Genomic DNA, 15,893 nt, shown 5'->3' on the forward strand with positions numbered 1-15,893 from the left:
GTCCTCCTAGGCCGAAGCGCCGACGATGAGCAGCTGCTCGTGCAGCTCCCGGACGATCCGGTCGACGTCGCCGCGGGTGAAGAACCGGTCGGTGAAGATGTGCAGCACCGTCAGGCGGTCCCGGTAGGTCGAGACGTAGTAGCCGGGGAAGAACGTGTCGCCGACGGTGTTGAGGATGTGGATGTCGGTGAACTCCAGCCCGGGCGGCGCGGGGAATTGCGCCACCACCCCGAGGTTGCTGATCAGCGCGTAGGAAAGGTTGCGGCCCAGTGCGTCCGCCATCGGCGCCGCCTCCCGCACGCCTTCCGGGCCGGCGAGGACCTCGTCCATCCGCGCCTTGACCTCGCGGCCGATCAGCACCGGGCTCAGCCGCGGGGACACGGGCGTCTCGGCCACGTAGGACATCATGAAATTGGTCGTCTCCAGCTCACCCACCGGCGGATCGACCCGGCGCCGGAAGTCCACCGGCGACACGCAGTACATCGGCACGGCCTCCCGCCCGCCCGCCAGCACGCGCTGCGCGAGCAGGATCGCGCCGGCGACCAGGCCGTGCACCGTCGTCTCGTACCGGCGCGCCGCCCGCTTGAGCCACTGCGTCTCCTCGACGCTCAGCCGGAGGTACCCGCTGAGCAGGCCCGCGGTCCCGGCCGTCGGCTCGGGCGGCACCGCGGAGTGGAACAGCCGCCGGTCGTACGGGATCAGGCCGAGCCGCTCGTGGAACAGCGCGGCGGGCGGTGCGGGCAGGGCCGTGCCCGGCTCGCTCACCGGCTCCTCCCCCGACGCGAACGCGGTGAACACCCGCAGCAGCTCCCGGAAGGTGCCGAGCCACGCGTTCGCGTCGGTGATCGAGTGGTCCGTGCGCAGGGCGACGAACCCGTGCCCGTCCCCCTGGACGAGCACGAGGTCGGCGACCCCCGCCGTGGCGTCCCACGGCAGTCCGGTGATCCGCTCGAGCGCGTCCGGCCCGTCGTCCAGGACGATCAGCTCCGGTTCGTGCTCCGGGGAGACCGCGAGCACGGCTTCCGGCGACGTCCCGCGGACCCGGGCCCGCAGCACGGGGTGCACCGCGCACAGGTGCCGGAACGCGCGCGCCAGGACGGCGGCGTCCAGGTCGCCTTCGTACTCGGCGGCCATGATCACCACCCGGTCCAGGTGGGCCAGTTCCAGGTAGTTCAGCGGACGTTCGAGCCCGGTCAGGTCCATTTCCACTCCCGCGTGAAGAACTGCGTGCCGTTGACGAGCACCTCGGCCGTGACGGCGGCGTCCGCGGCTCCCATGTCGATGCCGGCCCGCACGACGACCCGGTCGCCGTCCGGGGTTTCGGCGGTCTTCTCCCCCGTCGCGGTCATGCGCGCGGCCGCCGGGTGGTGCTCGGGCACGCCGAGGTCCACCTGCGTGGTCATGGCGAGGAAGTCCCGGTCGTCGCCGGGGATCCGGATGCGGTCCTGCTTCTCCACGGTCAGCCGGACCGACGAGCGGAGGTGGTCGCGGGCGATCTCCCAGCGGTCGCGGCCGTGGCCGGCCGGGTTCCGGCGGTCCGGCGCCGGGACCACCACGTCGGTGAGCGCGTCGGGGTCGGCGGCGGGCAGGCTCAGCGTCGTGGCCTGCTGGCCGTCGTACTCCTCGGCGGCCAGGCCGACGTAGTCGCCGGGACCGCGGATCACGCGGACCCCCAGCAGTCCCGGTTCGGCGGCGGGCCACAGGCGCGGGATGTCCGCCTCGGCGAGCACCAGCCGCACCCGGTGGCCCACGGCGACCTGGTAGCAGGTCGGGTCGAGCTCGACCTGGACGACGTCCGCGCGCCGGGCCAGGTTCACCGTGCCCGCCGCGATGAGCAGCGAGCGGTCCTGCTCGTCGACGTCGGTCACCTTGAGCACGCACCGGGTCGCGGTGGTGCCGGGCCCGAGCAGCAGCCGCACCGACGGCCGGCCGGCGATCAGCAGCGGCTCCGGCAAGGGAGCGCTGGTGAACGCGAGCGTCCGGGCGTCGTCGTCGTGCTGGTCCAGCGGGTAGCCGAACCGGTCGGTCGGGTGCTTGGTCAGTCCGCTCAGCGCGCCCACGGTGGGGTCGCCGCGGCCGGTGACCGTGGCGAGCGCCGACGGCCGCCCGCCCGGCGCGGACCGGTACAGGTGCCCCGAGCGGGAGGCGACGAAGACGTGGTCGGCCTTCTTGTCCGGCGGCCACTGCACGGCCCGCACCCAGCGGGAACCCGCGCCCTGGACGAAGAACGTCGCGGTGCGCTCACGGGCGCCGGCCCGCGGTGCCCGGCCGTGCAGCCACCGGTCCCACCACGCGCAGGCGAGCACGGCCGACGGGAACGGCCCGACCGGGGCGACGTCCGGGAACGTGTGCAGCCACGGGCCGGCGATGAGGTGCTTGGGCGCCCGGATCTGCTGGTAGGCGGCGATCATCCCGTCGCAGAACAGGTCGCGCCACCCGGCGACGCACAACGACGGCACGGTGATCCGCCGCGCGTCGATCCGCCGCTCCGCCCAGACTTCGTGCCCGGGCGGGTGTTCCCACGCGTCGGCGAACCACGGCTCGAACTTCTCCAGCCGCTCCTTCCAGACGCTCTCGTAGTTCTCGCGGTCGCCGTCGCGCAGCGGGGGCAGCAGCGCGCAGAAGATGTGGTACAGGCTCAGGTGCCCGAACATCCCGATCCCGCCGCGCAGGCCCGCCGGGTGCACCAGGTCGCGTTCGACGTCGGTCCAGCCCATCACCGGGAAGATCGCCTTGAGCGCGGGCGGGCGCTCCGCGGCGACGGCCAGCGTCGTCATGCCGCCGTGGGACAGGCCCCACATGCCCACCCGGCCGGTGCACCACGGCTGCGCGGCGGCCCACTGCACCACCGAGACGCCGTCGGCGACCTCGCCCGGGCTCAGCAGCGGCCGCGGCGACCCCTCGGACGTCCCGATCCCGAAGCAGTCCACGTACAACACGGCGTAGCCGCGTTCGGCGAAGTACCGCAGGTACCGGCTCGCCGCGATGCCGCCGAGACCGTCCTTCCGTCCCGTGTGGAGGGTCACCAGCACCGGCACGCGGTAGTTCACCTTGGGAAGGTAGAGGTCGGCGCCCAGGGTCAGGCCCGGTTCGCTCGAGGGGATGCGGACGTCGCCGCGGAACTCGACTTCGTGGCGCGGCGGGCCGGACCGCGGCACCCGCACGGGCGGCCGGATCACCGGAGCTCCGCCGGCTTGCGCGGGCGGGTCCAGCGCAGCGTCGCCCCGCCCCAGCTCATGCCGCCGCCGAACGCCACGAGCAGGACGACGTCGTCGTCGAACAGCCGCCCGGAGCGAACGGCGTCGTCGAGGGTGATCGGCACCGAGGCGGCACCGGTGTTGCCGTACCGCTCGACGGTCAGGTGCATCTGCTCGGGCCGCAGGTCGAGGGTCTTGGCGAGGTCCTGCAGCATCCGGCCGTTGGCCTGGTGCGGCACGATGAGGTCGATCTCCGACACCTCGAGCTCCGCCGACTTCGCGACGTCGACGACGAGGTCGGGCAGCACCCGCGAGGCGAGTTCCCTGACCTGCCTGCCGCGCATGGCGAAGTAGTGCTCGCCCGCGGCGAGGGTGGCCGCGCTGGCCGGGCGGCGGCTCCCGCCGCCGGGCACGGTGACGAAGTCGGCCGTCGTCCCGTCGGAGCCCAGCGCGCTCGACAGCAGGCCGCGGCCGCCGCCCCGCTTGCCGAGCACGACGGCGCCGGCCCCGTCGCCGAACAGCACGCAGGTGCGCCGGTCTTCGTAGTTCAGGATGCGCGAGTAGGTGTCCGCGCCGATGACCAGCGCGTTGCGGGGCAGGGGATCCGCTTCCAGCAGCGCGTGCGCGGTGACGAGCGCGTAGACGAAGCCGCTGCACACCGAGTCGACGTCGAAGGCCGCCGCGCGCATCGCCCCGATGTTGGCCTGGACCGCGCAGGCGGTGGCCGGGATCGGCTGGTCGGGGGTCGAGGTGGCCACGATCAGCAGGTCGATGTCGGTGGCAGCGAGGTTCGCCGCGCGCAAGGCGTGTTCGGCGGCCTTGGTCGCCAGGTCCGAGGTCGCCTCGTCCGGCGCCGCGACCCGGCGCTCGGAGATGCAGGTCTTGTCGAAGATCCACTGTTCGCCGAGGCCGAGGCGGCGGCCGAGTTCGGCGCTGGTGAGGACGGTGTCCGGCAGGTAGGAGCCGGTCCCGAGGATGGCGGTGTTCATGGGCGCCCTTCTATTCCGCGAATTTCGTCCGGTCGCACCAGACGAAGACGGCGCCGTCTTCGGGTACTCCGCGGGGACTGTCTTGGGGTTCGAAGTGCTCGTATCCCGCCATGTACGGGATCTTCAGCCGCGCCGAGGCCAGCTCGGCGCAGCGGACGAGCACGGTTTCGGGCATTCCGTCGGGTGCTCCCTTCAAGGTCACTTCCACGGTCGGCTCGGCAGAGCCCATGGCCGGTTTCACCTCTCCGTCATCCGACGCGCCGGTGGTAGGCGCGGATCGCCAGGGGGAAGAAGACACCCAGCACACCGGCCGACCAGGCCAGCGCACCGGCGAGCGGGCCCGCGACGGGACCGCCGTTGAGCAGGCCCCGCACGACGTCCGCGAGCAGGCTCACGGGGTTGACGCCGGACCAGGCGCGCAGCCAGCCCGGCATGGTCGCGGCGGGCACGAAGACGTTGCTCGCGAAGACCAGCGGCATGAACAACGCGACGGCCGAGCCCTGCACCGCGTCGCGGTCGCGCAGCACCATGCCGAGGAACACGGTGACCCAGCAGAAGCACAGCCCGGCGGTCACCAGGATCGCCGCCGCGGCGAGGACTTCGAGCGGGCCGGTCCGCACGCGGTAGCCGAAGGCGGCGCCCGCGCCGAGGAGCACGGCGATCGCCACGAGGTAGCGGACGGCGCCGGCGAGCACCACCCCGGTGAGCGGGGCCGAGCGGGCGATGGGCATGCTGCGGAACCGGTCGAACACGCCGCTGCCCGCGTCGCTGTTGAGCCCGACGCCGGCCGACAGCGTGGCCATCAGCACGCTCGGCACCATCAGTCCCGGTACCAGGTCCCGCAGGTACGCACCCGGGCTGCCGGCGATCGCGCCGCCGAACAGGTAGCCGAACATCACCAGGAACAGCAGCGGCTGCACGGTCACGTCGACCAGGTGCTCGGGGTTGCGGCGGATCTTGAGCACCCCTCGCCCGGCCAGGATCAGCCCGTGCCGCAGCGCTTCGGCGGGAGCCACCCGGCCGCTCACCGGGCGTTCCCTTCACGCGCCGGGGGAAGGGCCGGGCCGGCCGTGCTCGGCGTTGCGCCCATCCCGCACTCCCCTCGCGTGCCGGAGGAAAGCTCCGGGCCGACCGCACTCGGCGTTCCTCCGGCGAACGGCATCCGTGCGCTCATCCCGCGCTCCCTTCCCGCGCCGCCGGAACCTCCGGCCGGGCCGGTTTCCCGGTCAGCGCCAGGAAGACCTCGTCCAGGCTCGGCAGCCGCAGCCCGAGCTCGGTCACCGCCAGCCCGGCCCGGTCGAGCTCGCGGACCAGCGCGGACAGCACCAGCGGGTCGGCGGCGGGCGCGGTGAGCAGGCCGGTGCCGAGGTCGCGGGCCGGGGCGGCACCGGTCAGCTTGCCGAGGACGCGGGCGGTCGCGTCCACGTCCTCGGCCAGCAGCGGCCGGACCTGCACCGTGCGGCCGCCGACCCGGCGCTTGAGCTCGTCGGGGGTGCCGTCGGCCACGACCCGCCCGGCGTCGAACACCGTGACACGGCCGGCGAGCCGGTCGGCCTCCTCCAGGTACTGCGTGGTGAGCAGCACGGTGACGCCTTCGGCCACGAGCTCCCGCACCACCTGCCACAGCTCCCGCCGCACGTGCGGGTCGAGCCCGGTGGTCGGCTCGTCGAGGCAGAGCACCCGCGGCCGCCCGGTCAGGCTGGCCGCCAGGTCGAGCCGGCGGCGCATGCCGCCGGAGTACGTCGACGCGGGCCGGGCGGCGGCCGCCCCGAGCTCGAAGCGCTCGAGCAGCTCCGCCGCCCGGTCCCGCGCCGCGGGGCGGGACAGTCCCAGCAGGCGGCCGAGCAGCACCAGGTTTTCCGTGCCCGTCAGGTCCCCGTCTACGGACGCGTACTGGCCGGTGAGCCCGAGCAGCGCGCGAACCCGCGCCGGTTCGCGCGTCACGTCGAGGCCCCCGACCCGGACCAGGCCCTCGTCCGGCCGCAGCAACGTGGCCAGAATCCGGACCATGGTCGTCTTCCCGGCGCCGTTCGGCCCGAGCACGCCGACCACCGTGCCCGCCTCGACGGCGAACCCGACCCGGTCGAGCGCTGTGGTCCGCCCGAACCGTTTGACCAGGTTCTCCACCCGGATCATCGGCGGCACTTTTCCTCCTTCGGACGTACTCTTTTCCGGCCGGCGGGGAATCCCGCGATTCCCGCCCGAGGTCCATGATTCCGCGGGCGGCACGCCTGCCGACATCCGAAAACCGAACAATTCTTCCCGACGGCGGAACGGGTGCGGGCACGAAAAACGGGTGCCGCCCGCTCGCACGGACGACACCCGTTCGGCTACCCGGATTTCCGGGTGCGATTCACCGCCGCAGCGTTTCCGACGGCCGTTCCCCGAACCGCTGCTGGTACCGGGCGGCGAAGTGGCCCGCGTGCAGGAAGCCCCATTCCGCGGCCACCTCGGTCACCGTGACGGCGTCGGACTGGGCCGCCCGCAGCTGGTCGCGCACCCCGCGCAGGCGGGTCTCCCGCAGGTACTCCATCGGTCCCATCTTGAGGTGCTTGCGGAACCCCAGCTGCAGCGACCGCTCGGTGACGTCGGCCTCCCGCGCCAGGCTCGCGGTCGTGTGCTGCCACTTCGGGTGGTTGTCGATCCACTCCAGCGCGATGCTCACCGCGCGCGTCGGCGCGGCGGGGACCTCGCCGTCGAGCATCCGGGTGTAGTTGCTGGGCTGCCCCATCAGCAACGCGGTGACCAGCGTGCGTTCGAAGGTCTCGGCGACCGCGCGCCGTTCGATCAGCGAGCCGGGGCGCTCGAGCTCGGTCACCAGCATGCGCAGGCCGCGCAGCCAGCTCCGGCCGTTGCCCGAGTCGACGGCCATCGCCGGGGCGAACCGCAGCGGCCGCCGCAGGGGTGCGCCGAGCAGGTCGCTGAGCCGGGCCTCGAGCCCGGTCCGCTCCAGCCGGACGACCAGCTGCGCGCAGTCGCCCGGCCAGCGCAGCGCCACCGGATCGGCCGGGGAGAGCACGGCCGCGGTCGCGGTGGTGACCACCACCCGGTCGTTCCCGCAGCGCGCCTCGGCTTCGCCGGCCAGCGGGACCAGCACCGTGAAGAACGATTCGGCGGGCGCGGACGCGAACCGCACGGTTCCGCCGTACCGGAGCGCGCTCACCGACAAATCACGCAATCGCGCGTAGTGCATTCGCGCGTCGAGCCGCGAATCGCCGCCGAGCACCCGAAGGGTGTGCGGGGCCCACACCCGGCTCACTTCGTCGCGCACCTGATTCGGGTCACGAGAACGGAAGAGCTCGTAACGCGCGAGCGGTAATCCCGACGCGGAGCCGTCTTCCCTGGACAACACCGACCTCCGTCCACTATTCAGCGAATTCTTCCGGACCGGAAGCCGCGTCTTCGCGCCTTCCCCGAGATCCCGGGCACCACGGCCGGGGCCGCGAATGCGGGACCGCGCCGACCGGCAATCATGGTATGGCCGCCGCCGCGGCGGCCGCATCGGTCGAAAGAACGAATATCGACGATTTCACACGATGCCGAGGTCTCGCGCGAAGGCGGCCAGCTGGGTGCGGCTGCGCAGGTCGAGCCGGGCCAGCATCCGGGAGACGTGGGTCTTGATCGTCGACTGGCTGAGCCCCAGCTCGGCCGCCACCTCGAGGTTCGAACACCCCTGCGCGACGAGCCGCAGCACGCTCAATTCCCGTTCGGTCAACGGAATTCGCGGGGGTTCCCGCAACCGGTGCGGCACCCGGGCGCGGAATTCGCCGAGCAGGTCCCCGGCCGCGGCGGGCGCGAGCCACCCGCCCCCGGCCGCGACCGCGCGGACCACCGCGGCCCAGGGGTGGCTGCCCGCGCTGTCGACGACGTAGCCGCGCACCCCGGCCCTCGCGGCGGACACCACGTCCCCGGGGTGGTAGGCATCGGCCAGCAGCACCACGGCGGGCGGGTGGCAGCCGCGCGCGAGGTCCCCGGCGACGGTGACCGCCTCGGCGCCGAGCACGGCCCGGTCGAGCACGACCACCGACGGCGCGAACTCCTCGAGCGCGGTCACGACGTCGCTCCAGGTCTCCGGCGCCCGGTGCCGCACCTCGATGTCCGCCTCCCCGGCGAGCTGCCGCCCGATGCGGCGGGTCCGGTCGGCGCGGGACAGGATCAGGAGCACGCGGATCACGGCCGGGGCGACCCGCTTCCGCCCTCGCCGGGTCGGCACGCTGTGCAGAAATGGTCCGGACCTGTGGTCCCGATCAAGCTTCGTCACCTCCGGAGTCGCTACGCCAACGCTGGCGGAAAGTAGCGCAGCGACGACGGAGCGCACCAGCGGCACACCGTGGATCTTCGTCCCATTCCCGCACATCACCGGTTCGCCGCAGCGCGGCTGCGCCGTCCGGCCGAACCTCCGGGCCCTTCGGTGTCCACAGTGGACATCGGCGTCACCCCTCGCCGGAGAACCGCTCCCACGCCGATTGCCGGGTCATCCCCAGCGCCTCGCCGACCTGCGCCCACGTGCCGCCGAGCGAGCGCGCCTTGCCCACCCACGCCGCCAGGTTCTCCTGCACCTGCGCGGTCGCCGCCGCGACCGGGCGCAGGTTCGAGAGGACCTGCTCGAGCGGCAGGTCGTGCTCCCACGGCGCGATGAGCGGCGCGTCCGCCGGCTTGCCCGCGATCACCGAGACGCAGAGCTGCACGCACCCGTCGCAGATGAAGACGCCCGGACCGCCGACGAGCGTGTCGACCTCCGTGTTCGGCTTCGCGCAGAAGGAACAGCGCGCGATCACCCCAGTCGCCATGACGGCCTCCTTTGTCAGGCTGAACCTTACAGCCGTAAGGCGGAGCCTGACAAGCTCAGGAAGTTCGACGTCCACTCGGCGAGCTCGGCGAAGCGACCGGTCAGCTCTTCGATCTCGGCCCAGCGCCGGTGCTCGCGTTCCAGGTCCGGGACGAGGAAGTCCTCCACGAGCAGCAGCAGGGTGGCGATCTCGTAGGCGACGTCGGCGAGCTGCAGAAAAGGCCGGTACTCGGCCTCGGCGCCGGCCCCGTTCCGCGCGGCCCATTCGCGAGCGCCGAGCCCGGCGGTGCGGCACACGGACTCGACCGAGCGCCGGATCGCGCCGCGCCGGGAGTCGGGCCGTCCTGCGGTCGGCGGGGCGATGTTCCAGGCCACGGACAGCAGGCAGCACCCCGCATCGTCCATCGAGTTGTGCTTCACGCGACGTACTCTGCGGACCCACGGGCACGACCCCCGAGTTCCGACTCGCCGGGTCACCTCATCGTGTGCGGAACCTGCCCCTATCGGGCGAACATCGCCACCGAGATGAAGTCCGCCAACGCCTGCTGGCCCGCCGCGTTCGCGTGGATCCCGTCGCCGTTGTCGTACGCCGGGAGGATGCTGTTCGGCTTCAGCGGGTCCTTCAGCACCTGGTCGAAGTCCACCACGCCGGAACACGTGCCGCCGCAGGACGCCCAGCGGGACACGAACAACCCGATCTCGTGGCGCGCCAGGTTGGCCGCGTCGTCGTAACCCGGCCGGGGCGTGCTCGGCGTGACGTACACCGCGATCCCCGCCGCCCGCAGCCGCTGGAACACCGCGCGGTAGCTGTCCAGGATCGTTGCCGCGTCGCAGCCGTACGCCAGGTCGTTCGTTCCGTAGTAGTAGATCACCGACTTGACGCCGTGCAGTGCCAGCACGTCGCGATCGAGGCGGCTTCCCGCGTCCAGGCCCGCCACCGACGGCGGCATCCCCGGGCACGTCGGGGCGCTCGTCGTGCCCGAGACGCCCGCGTTCGCCACCGCCAGCGACGCCGGGACCAGGCGCCGCGCGAGGTCGTCGGTCCACCGCCGGTCCGCGCCGAGCTGCGTGCAGCCGGGACCGCAGTTGGTGCTGCCGATCCCGTCGACGACCGAGCTGCCGAACGGGACCACCGTGCCCTTGAGCGTGGAGTTGTGCACGTCGACGGCGCTGACCACGTACGTGGAGCCGACCGTGGCGGTGAACGCCGCGCCGGAGGTGTCGGCGGTGTGGTCCCCCGATCCCGGCGCGGTGAGGTAGTTGTCCCGCAGCGCCGCGCCGTGGCGTCCGGGCGTGGCCGTGCCCGAGACGAACATGCTGACCGCGAGGTTGGTGTCCGGACGCGTCACGAGCCGGGTCTCGTCGCTCCAGACCTCGCCGCCCGCCGGGATCGTGACGGCGGGCCGGCCCGCGAAGGTCAGGTCTCGGGAACCCGTGACGTCGGCGCCGCCCGCGCTCAGCCCGGCGGTGGCGTGGCCGACGGTCAGCGGCCCGGTGCCGAAGGTGTTCTGCAGCCGGACGCGGACGGCGTCGCCGCCCTGGCTGAGGTGGGTGATCATCCGCAGCGACCGGTCGGAGACGGGTGCGTCGGCGTGCCCGTCCTGCGACTGCGCCCACGCCGTGAACCAGGCGTGTCCCGCACCGGCGGCTCCCGGCGCGGAAACGACCACGGCCGCGGTCAGGGAAAGGGCGATCAGAAGGGCGATCCTGCGCACGGCGCCTCCGGTCCACAAAGGACTTCGTGGCGACACCGGCGTCACCACTCCCGGTCGATCGTAGGGAGCGGGTCACGAGACCGGCAAGCAGCTTGTCCGATCTTGTCAGCGGTCAGGCCGCCCCGCCGGCCAGGGCCACGACCCGGCCGAACGGGCCGTTGTAGTAGTTCTGGTCCCCCGGCAGCCCGCCGCCGCGGGCGAACTGCCAGATGCTCTGCTTGTCCCAGCCCGCCGGGAGCTCGCCGACCTCCGGGCCGTAGCGCGCGAGCCACAGCGGGTTCGTGTTCCCGAACCCGGACGCGTTGCCCGTGCACGTCTTCCACCACGCCGTGCTCGTGTAGATCAGCGCGCTGCGCTTGACCTTCGCCAGGTAGGTCCGGGTGAAGTCGGTGATCCACGCCGTCATGTCCGCCTGGTTCTTGCCGTAGCAGACGTCGCCGTAGGGGTTGTACTCGATGTCCAGCGCGCCCGGCAGCGTCTTGCCGTCGGCGCGCCAGCCGCCACCGTGGGCGATGAAGTACTCCGCCTGCTCGGCGCCGCCCGAGATGTCGGGGCGGGCGAAGTGGTACGCACCGCGGATCAGGCCCGCGTCGTGCGCCCCGTCGTACTGCTGGGCGTACTGGGGGTTGACGAACCCGGTGCCCTCGGTCGCCTTGACGTAGGTGAACTTCGCGCCGCCGGCCGACGCGGCGGCCCAGTCGACCGCGCCTTGGTGCCCGCTGACGTCGTGCCCGAGCGTCCGGTCGGCCGGTTCGGCCCGGGCGGAACCCGGCACCACGCCCTCGTGCGCCGCGATCTGCGTGCCCGCGAAGTTCGTGGCCGCGAGCGAGTAGTCCGGCGAGGCTTCCGCGGGGACGGCCACGACCACCGAAGCGAGCGCGGCCAAGGCGCCCGCTGCGGCGAGCCGGGGCCGCCACCGCTGTTCGTCGTGTCCGGCAACGGCTCGGCTCATCGGGGCTCCGATCTCGGTACTGGCACGTCCGAAGACCATGGTGCCCGCCCGTGTCGCTCCCCGCGAGCGATGTGTCACTCGATGTAGTGATCTATAGCTCGGTGGTGATGATCGCTTCGACCAGCACCTCCCCCACCGGGGTGAGTGCGACGACGCCGTCGTGCGGGCGCAGCTCGACGAGCCCGCGCGCGGCCAGCGAACGGAACTTGCCCAGCCACGGTTCCGCGAACAGCGACCGCCCCGGGAAGCGCGCCGAGTGCACGGAATCCCGCAGCGGCCGCAACGTCGTCAGCGCCATCTTCACCGCCCGCGCCTCCTGCGCTTCGGGCGTGAACCGGGTCGCCGAACCCAGCGGGATCCGGCCGGCCGTCACGGTTTCGGTGTACCGCTTCGAGTTGACGTCGGTGATCGCCTCGGACGCGCGGCAGCTCGACGACCCGCCCAGCCCGATCGCCACCTCGGGCTCCTGCTTGTCCTGGTCGACCATGATGGCCTTCCACTTCTCCGGCCCCAGGCCGGCGCGCGCGAAGTACATCGTCGGGTGCTCGGTGTAGCCGGCCGCGCGCAGGCCGCCGGTGAGCAGCTCGCGCATCTGGTACTGCTCCCCGAGCGGCGGCCAGCGGTGGCCGTCGCGCACCAGCTTGTCCCGGTAGGACGGCAGCTGCCACGCGGCCGGTTTCTCCCCGGTGACGCCGGTGCGCGTGTCGCTGTAGGACGCCAGGTGCAGCTTCGTGCAGACCACGGCCGTGACCTCGTTCTCCAGCACGACGTCGAGGTCGCGGCGGACGCTGTCGAGGGTCTGGTCGAGCAGGCCGTACATCAGGTCGATGCTGACCCACTCGAAGCCCAGCGAGCGGGCGTTGCGGACGAAGTCGACGCACATCGCGGCGCTGTGCTCGCGGCCGCACAGCTCCAGGACGTGGTCGTCGAAGGACTGGACGCCGCTGGACAGCTTGGTGCAGCCCAGTTCCCGCAGCAGTTCGAGCTTGGCCGGGGTGAACGTGCTCGGGTCGCCCTCGAACCGGATCGTCGTGCCGCCGGTGAACCCGAACTCCGCACGGTAGAACTCCAGCAGCCGCCGGATCTCCGGCTCCGGCAGCAGCGACGGGGTCCCGCCGAAGACGTTGAACTCCCCCACCTCCGCCCCGCGCAGGTTCGGCACGGCGTCGAGCCACAGCTTCGCCTCGGCGATGTTCAGGTCGACCCAGTGCTTCGCTTTCTCGTACGCCACTTCGGGTTTGCCCTTGACCAGCACCACCGGGTACTGGCAGAAGCGGCACCGGTAGGCGCACGTGGGGATGTAGGACCAGAGGTGGATCGGGCCGGCGGTCGCCAGCTGGCGATCGAGGTCGCGCAGGAAGTCCGACGGCGAGCCGGGGACGTTGCCCGGGAAGACGTGCGCCCCGAACGGGTCCTCCTGCACGAAGTCGAGCAGGTGCCGGTTCTCCGGCGCCTCGAGGACGTCGAGCACCGCGGGCCGCGGCCACGCCGGGTCGAGCGCGTGCAGCGAGCCGATCGCCTCTTCGTAGGCGAGGGTCATCAGAACACCCCTCCGTTGCCGAAGTAGTTGTGGGCTTCTCCCGATTCGCGGTCTTCGCAGTAGTAGCGGACGAACTCGGCGAACCGGTCCGGCGGGATCTCCGCCAGGCACGGCGGCAACGGCGGCGGAACCCCGATGTCCGCGCCGACGTGCCGGCGCAGGCAGGCGAACAGCTCGTCGGCGAACTCGAAGTACAGGCGGTACGACGGCGTCTTGTACGCGTGGATGGGCGTGAAGTCGACGACGCGCATCTCGTCGCGGATCTCGGCGATCCGCCGCGCGAGCCGGGCGGCGAGGTCGGCGCCGAAGAACGCGATGACGGCGTCGTCCTCCAGCAGCGCCGGGGTCAGCAGCACCGGCAGGATGGTGTTCTTCGGCGTGAAGTCCTTGATGGAGAACTCCCACGCCTGCTGGGCCTCGGCTTCCGTGAGATCGGCCGGCGCCGCCGGTGCGGACGGCCGGATGTCGCGCATGACGATGATGCCGTCCGAGCCGTAGGCGCGGCCCGCGATCACTTCGTCGATGGCGTGGTCGACGCGCCGCGGGTTGATCTCGACGCGCGAGCGCGGCGCGTACGTGATCGCGTCGCCGCCGCTGGCGACCTTGATGCCGAAGTCCCAGTCGTCGGAGAGGTGGCTGACGAACTCGCCGTCCTGCAGCTGGTAGAAGATCTCGATGCCGCCGGCCCGCTCGTAGGCGTCGCGTTCGACGGCGAAGCCCTTGCCGTCGGGGAAGCCGCCGAACAGCGAGAACGTGACCGCGCGGCAGCGCAGCGTCCGCTGGATCGCCTCCCACAGCCGTGGCCGGCCGGTGAAGTGCGCCTCGTCGTAGTAGTAGTCGCAGACGCCGATGGCCGCCTTGCTCGACTCCATCGCGGCGAACAGCTCGCTCAGCCAGTGCGGGTCGACGCGGCAGTCCGCGTCGGCCGAGACGAGGTAGAACCGCTCGGCCGGATCGGTGTCGGGCCGGTTGCGGCTGCGCGCCGCGGCGAAGTCCATGCCCGCCCGGCGCGCGCACGACACGCCCTGCTCGGGTTCGGCGATCACGTGCAGCGCCAGATCCGGGTGCGCGGCCGCGAAGGCGCGCGCGACGGCCACGGTGTTGTCGGTCGAGTTGTTGTCCACCAGCACGACCTCGTACCGGCTCTTTTCGAGCGGGCCGTCGCCGTCGCGCTGGTCGTGCAGCGTCCGCAGGACTTCCGGCAGGTTCGCGGCCTCGTTGTACACCGGCAGCACGACCGAAAGCCGGGTGCCGGCGGCCATCGGCGGCGGGTACAGCCGGTCGACGAGGTCGTCGACGACCTCCGTGCCGAAGTAGGCCTGCCCGAGTTCGGAGTTCGCCCGCACCACGTCCGCCCGTTTCCCTTCGTCGGTGATCAGCTCGGCCACTTCGCGGGCGAACGCCGCGTCCGGCAGGTCGCGGGCCCGGATGTCCAGCACCGGTGCCCGGAACCCCTTGCGGCCGTAGACGACGTCGTACAGCTCGTACCCGCTGGTGATGTACGGCGTCCCCGAGGCGATCGCCTCGCTGACCGGGTTGCCGTAGCTCTCGTAGTCGTAGGAGGTCAGGAACGACACGACGGTCGCGTGCGCGAGGAGGTCCCGCACCGAGTACCGGCCGGGGACGCTCGTGTCGTACGGCGTCAGCCAGCCGCCGAACACGACCCGGTCGCGGACGCCGAGCTCCGCGGCCAGCCGCACCAGCCGCGCGTGCTCGGCGGGCGCCTCCGCGACGTCGCCGGCGACGAACAACCACGCGTCCGGCAGCAGGACCAGCAGGTGCAGGTCCCGGTCGATGCGCTTCTGCGGGATGATCCGCGTGATCCGGGCCAGCAGCGGCACGTCCTCGGGGATGCCGTGCTCCCGCCGGAAGCCCGCGGTGCGCTCGTCGACCCGGGCCGGGTCGAGGGTGAAGGCGTTGGGCAGGACGTCGATGTTCCGCAGCCCCGGCACCCAGTCCAGGGTTTTCGCCAATGCCTCGTCGTGCAGCGCGAAGTAGTGGATGTGCGGCGAATTCCGCGGTGCCGGGACGCCGGGGTACGGGAACCGGCCGTACTTGGCGATGCCCGGTTCGCTCTGCCACATCAGGTCGTGGTCCCGCCAGAACACGAACCGGCCGAGCCGGTGCCGGGTGCCGTACCGGCCGATCGCGCGGTAGAGGGCTTCGGTGTAGGCGACGTTCTCCGGCAGGGTCCCGTTTTCGACCATCACCATCGTGACGCCGAGGCGTTCCCAGGTGGCCACGACGCGGTCGGCCAGTTCGCCCGCGATCCGGTCGATCTCCGGACGCAGCGTTCCTGCACCGAGCTGGACGGATTCGCGCAGGGTCCGTTCGACGAACTCCCGGTCGTAGCCGCGGATCCCGGCGACGTCGTCGACGCGGTCGAGGGTGACCCACTCCGGCAGCAGCCCGGCTTCGTCGCGGTAGGGCCGGAAGAACGTCCCCTTGTCGGGCCGGATGTCGTAGCCGAGGTCGAGGTGGACGCGGTGCCCGGCGAACCGGCGCGCCGTCTTGAGGAACTCGACCACGACCCCGGAGAGCGGAGTGGCGTCGAAGGACACGCCCCAGAGGACTGACATCGATGTCGGACTCCCGTCTCGGCTTCGCCGTCACTTCCAGCGTACGGGGTGTGGCGGCGAGTGGCCGCCTGAGCAGAGAGCGCTTTCCGCGGTGCGGGGTGGTTGACCGCGGCGCACCCACACCCCAGAGTG

14 protein-coding genes are annotated in these 15,893 nt (G+C 72.3%); all 14 read right to left on the bottom strand.

The window, feature by feature from the left end:
• Positions 1–6: 6 nt before the first annotated feature.
• The gene (locus ACWEVP_RS28670) at positions 7–1,203 is read right to left on the bottom strand and encodes a phthiocerol/phthiodiolone dimycocerosyl transferase family protein (protein ID WP_452065673.1); all 1,197 of its coding nucleotides are present in this window, start codon (positions 1,201–1,203) and stop codon (positions 7–9) included.
• A complete protein-coding gene (locus ACWEVP_RS28675) occupies positions 1,194–3,179 on the bottom strand; it encodes a CocE/NonD family hydrolase (RefSeq protein WP_452065674.1) in 1,986 nt (661 codons plus the stop codon). Before ACWEVP_RS28675 ends, ACWEVP_RS28670 begins: the two co-directional genes overlap by 10 nt.
• On the bottom strand, positions 3,176–4,186 hold the full coding sequence (locus ACWEVP_RS28680; RefSeq protein WP_452065675.1) for a 3-oxoacyl-ACP synthase III family protein: 1,011 nt from the start codon (positions 4,184–4,186) through the stop codon (positions 3,176–3,178). The genes ACWEVP_RS28675 and ACWEVP_RS28680 overlap by 4 nt, the downstream gene beginning before the upstream one ends.
• Before the next feature lie 10 nt (positions 4,187–4,196).
• Entirely contained in the window at positions 4,197–4,415 is a 219-nt protein-coding gene (locus ACWEVP_RS28685; RefSeq protein ID WP_452065676.1) for a DUF5988 family protein, read from the bottom strand.
• 19 nt (positions 4,416–4,434) lie between these two features.
• Positions 4,435–5,214 (bottom strand): ABC transporter permease, encoded by a 780-nt coding sequence (locus ACWEVP_RS28690; protein WP_452065677.1) that lies wholly within the window; start codon positions 5,212–5,214, stop codon positions 4,435–4,437.
• Between the two features lie 142 nt (positions 5,215–5,356).
• Entirely contained in the window at positions 5,357–6,322 is a 966-nt protein-coding gene (locus tag ACWEVP_RS28695) for an ATP-binding cassette domain-containing protein (protein WP_452065871.1), read from the bottom strand.
• A gap of 217 nt (positions 6,323–6,539) precedes the next feature.
• The gene (locus ACWEVP_RS28700) at positions 6,540–7,457 is read right to left on the bottom strand and encodes an AraC family transcriptional regulator (RefSeq protein WP_452065678.1); all 918 of its coding nucleotides are present in this window, start codon (positions 7,455–7,457) and stop codon (positions 6,540–6,542) included.
• A 258-nt stretch (positions 7,458–7,715) separates the two neighbouring features.
• The gene (locus ACWEVP_RS28705) at positions 7,716–8,399 is read right to left on the bottom strand and encodes a LuxR C-terminal-related transcriptional regulator (RefSeq protein ID WP_452065679.1); all 684 of its coding nucleotides are present in this window, start codon (positions 8,397–8,399) and stop codon (positions 7,716–7,718) included.
• A 220-nt stretch (positions 8,400–8,619) separates the two neighbouring features.
• Positions 8,620–8,976: a ClpX C4-type zinc finger protein gene (locus ACWEVP_RS28710; RefSeq protein ID WP_452065680.1), complete on the bottom strand. Its 357-nt coding sequence runs from the start codon at positions 8,974–8,976 to the stop codon at positions 8,620–8,622.
• Between the two features lie 26 nt (positions 8,977–9,002).
• Positions 9,003–9,395 carry a hypothetical protein gene (locus ACWEVP_RS28715; protein ID WP_452065681.1) on the bottom strand — a complete coding sequence of 131 codons (393 nt, stop codon included), beginning with the start codon at positions 9,393–9,395 and terminating at the stop codon, positions 9,003–9,005.
• A gap of 80 nt (positions 9,396–9,475) precedes the next feature.
• Positions 9,476–10,690: a GDSL-type esterase/lipase family protein gene (locus tag ACWEVP_RS28720; RefSeq protein ID WP_452065682.1), complete on the bottom strand. Its 1,215-nt coding sequence runs from the start codon at positions 10,688–10,690 to the stop codon at positions 9,476–9,478.
• Between the two features lie 112 nt (positions 10,691–10,802).
• Positions 10,803–11,642, bottom strand: coding sequence for a lysozyme (locus ACWEVP_RS28725; RefSeq protein ID WP_452065683.1), 840 nt, complete (start codon positions 11,640–11,642; stop codon positions 10,803–10,805).
• Between the two features lie 91 nt (positions 11,643–11,733).
• Entirely contained in the window at positions 11,734–13,182 is a 1,449-nt protein-coding gene (locus tag ACWEVP_RS28730; RefSeq protein ID WP_452065684.1) for a radical SAM protein, read from the bottom strand.
• Complete coding sequence (locus tag ACWEVP_RS28735; RefSeq protein WP_452065685.1) at positions 13,182–15,761, bottom strand: glycosyltransferase; 2,580 nt, start codon at positions 15,759–15,761, stop codon at positions 13,182–13,184. The genes ACWEVP_RS28730 and ACWEVP_RS28735 overlap by 1 nt, the downstream gene beginning before the upstream one ends.
• Between the last annotated feature and the right edge of the window lie 132 nt (positions 15,762–15,893).

Source organism: Amycolatopsis sp. NPDC003865 (assembly GCF_053605345.1).

Excerpts from the sequence above, each read along its gene's own strand:
- ACWEVP_RS28670 (WP_452065673.1), bottom strand. The coding sequence starts at position 1,203 with ATGGACCTGACCGGGCTCGAACGTCCGCTGAACTACCTGGAACTGGCC.
- ACWEVP_RS28680 (WP_452065675.1), bottom strand. The coding sequence starts at position 4,186 with ATGAACACCGCCATCCTCGGGACCGGCTCCTACCTGCCGGACACCGTC.
- ACWEVP_RS28685 (WP_452065676.1), bottom strand. The coding sequence starts at position 4,415 with ATGGGCTCTGCCGAGCCGACCGTGGAAGTGACCTTGAAGGGAGCACCC.
- ACWEVP_RS28695 (WP_452065871.1), bottom strand. The coding sequence starts at position 6,322 with ATGATCCGGGTGGAGAACCTGGTCAAACGGTTCGGGCGGACCACAGCG.
- ACWEVP_RS28710 (WP_452065680.1), bottom strand. The coding sequence starts at position 8,976 with ATGGCGACTGGGGTGATCGCGCGCTGTTCCTTCTGCGCGAAGCCGAAC.
- ACWEVP_RS28725 (WP_452065683.1), bottom strand. The coding sequence starts at position 11,642 with ATGAGCCGAGCCGTTGCCGGACACGACGAACAGCGGTGGCGGCCCCGG.
- ACWEVP_RS28730 (WP_452065684.1), bottom strand. The coding sequence starts at position 13,182 with ATGACCCTCGCCTACGAAGAGGCGATCGGCTCGCTGCACGCGCTCGAC.
- ACWEVP_RS28735 (WP_452065685.1), bottom strand. The coding sequence starts at position 15,761 with ATGTCAGTCCTCTGGGGCGTGTCCTTCGACGCCACTCCGCTCTCCGGG.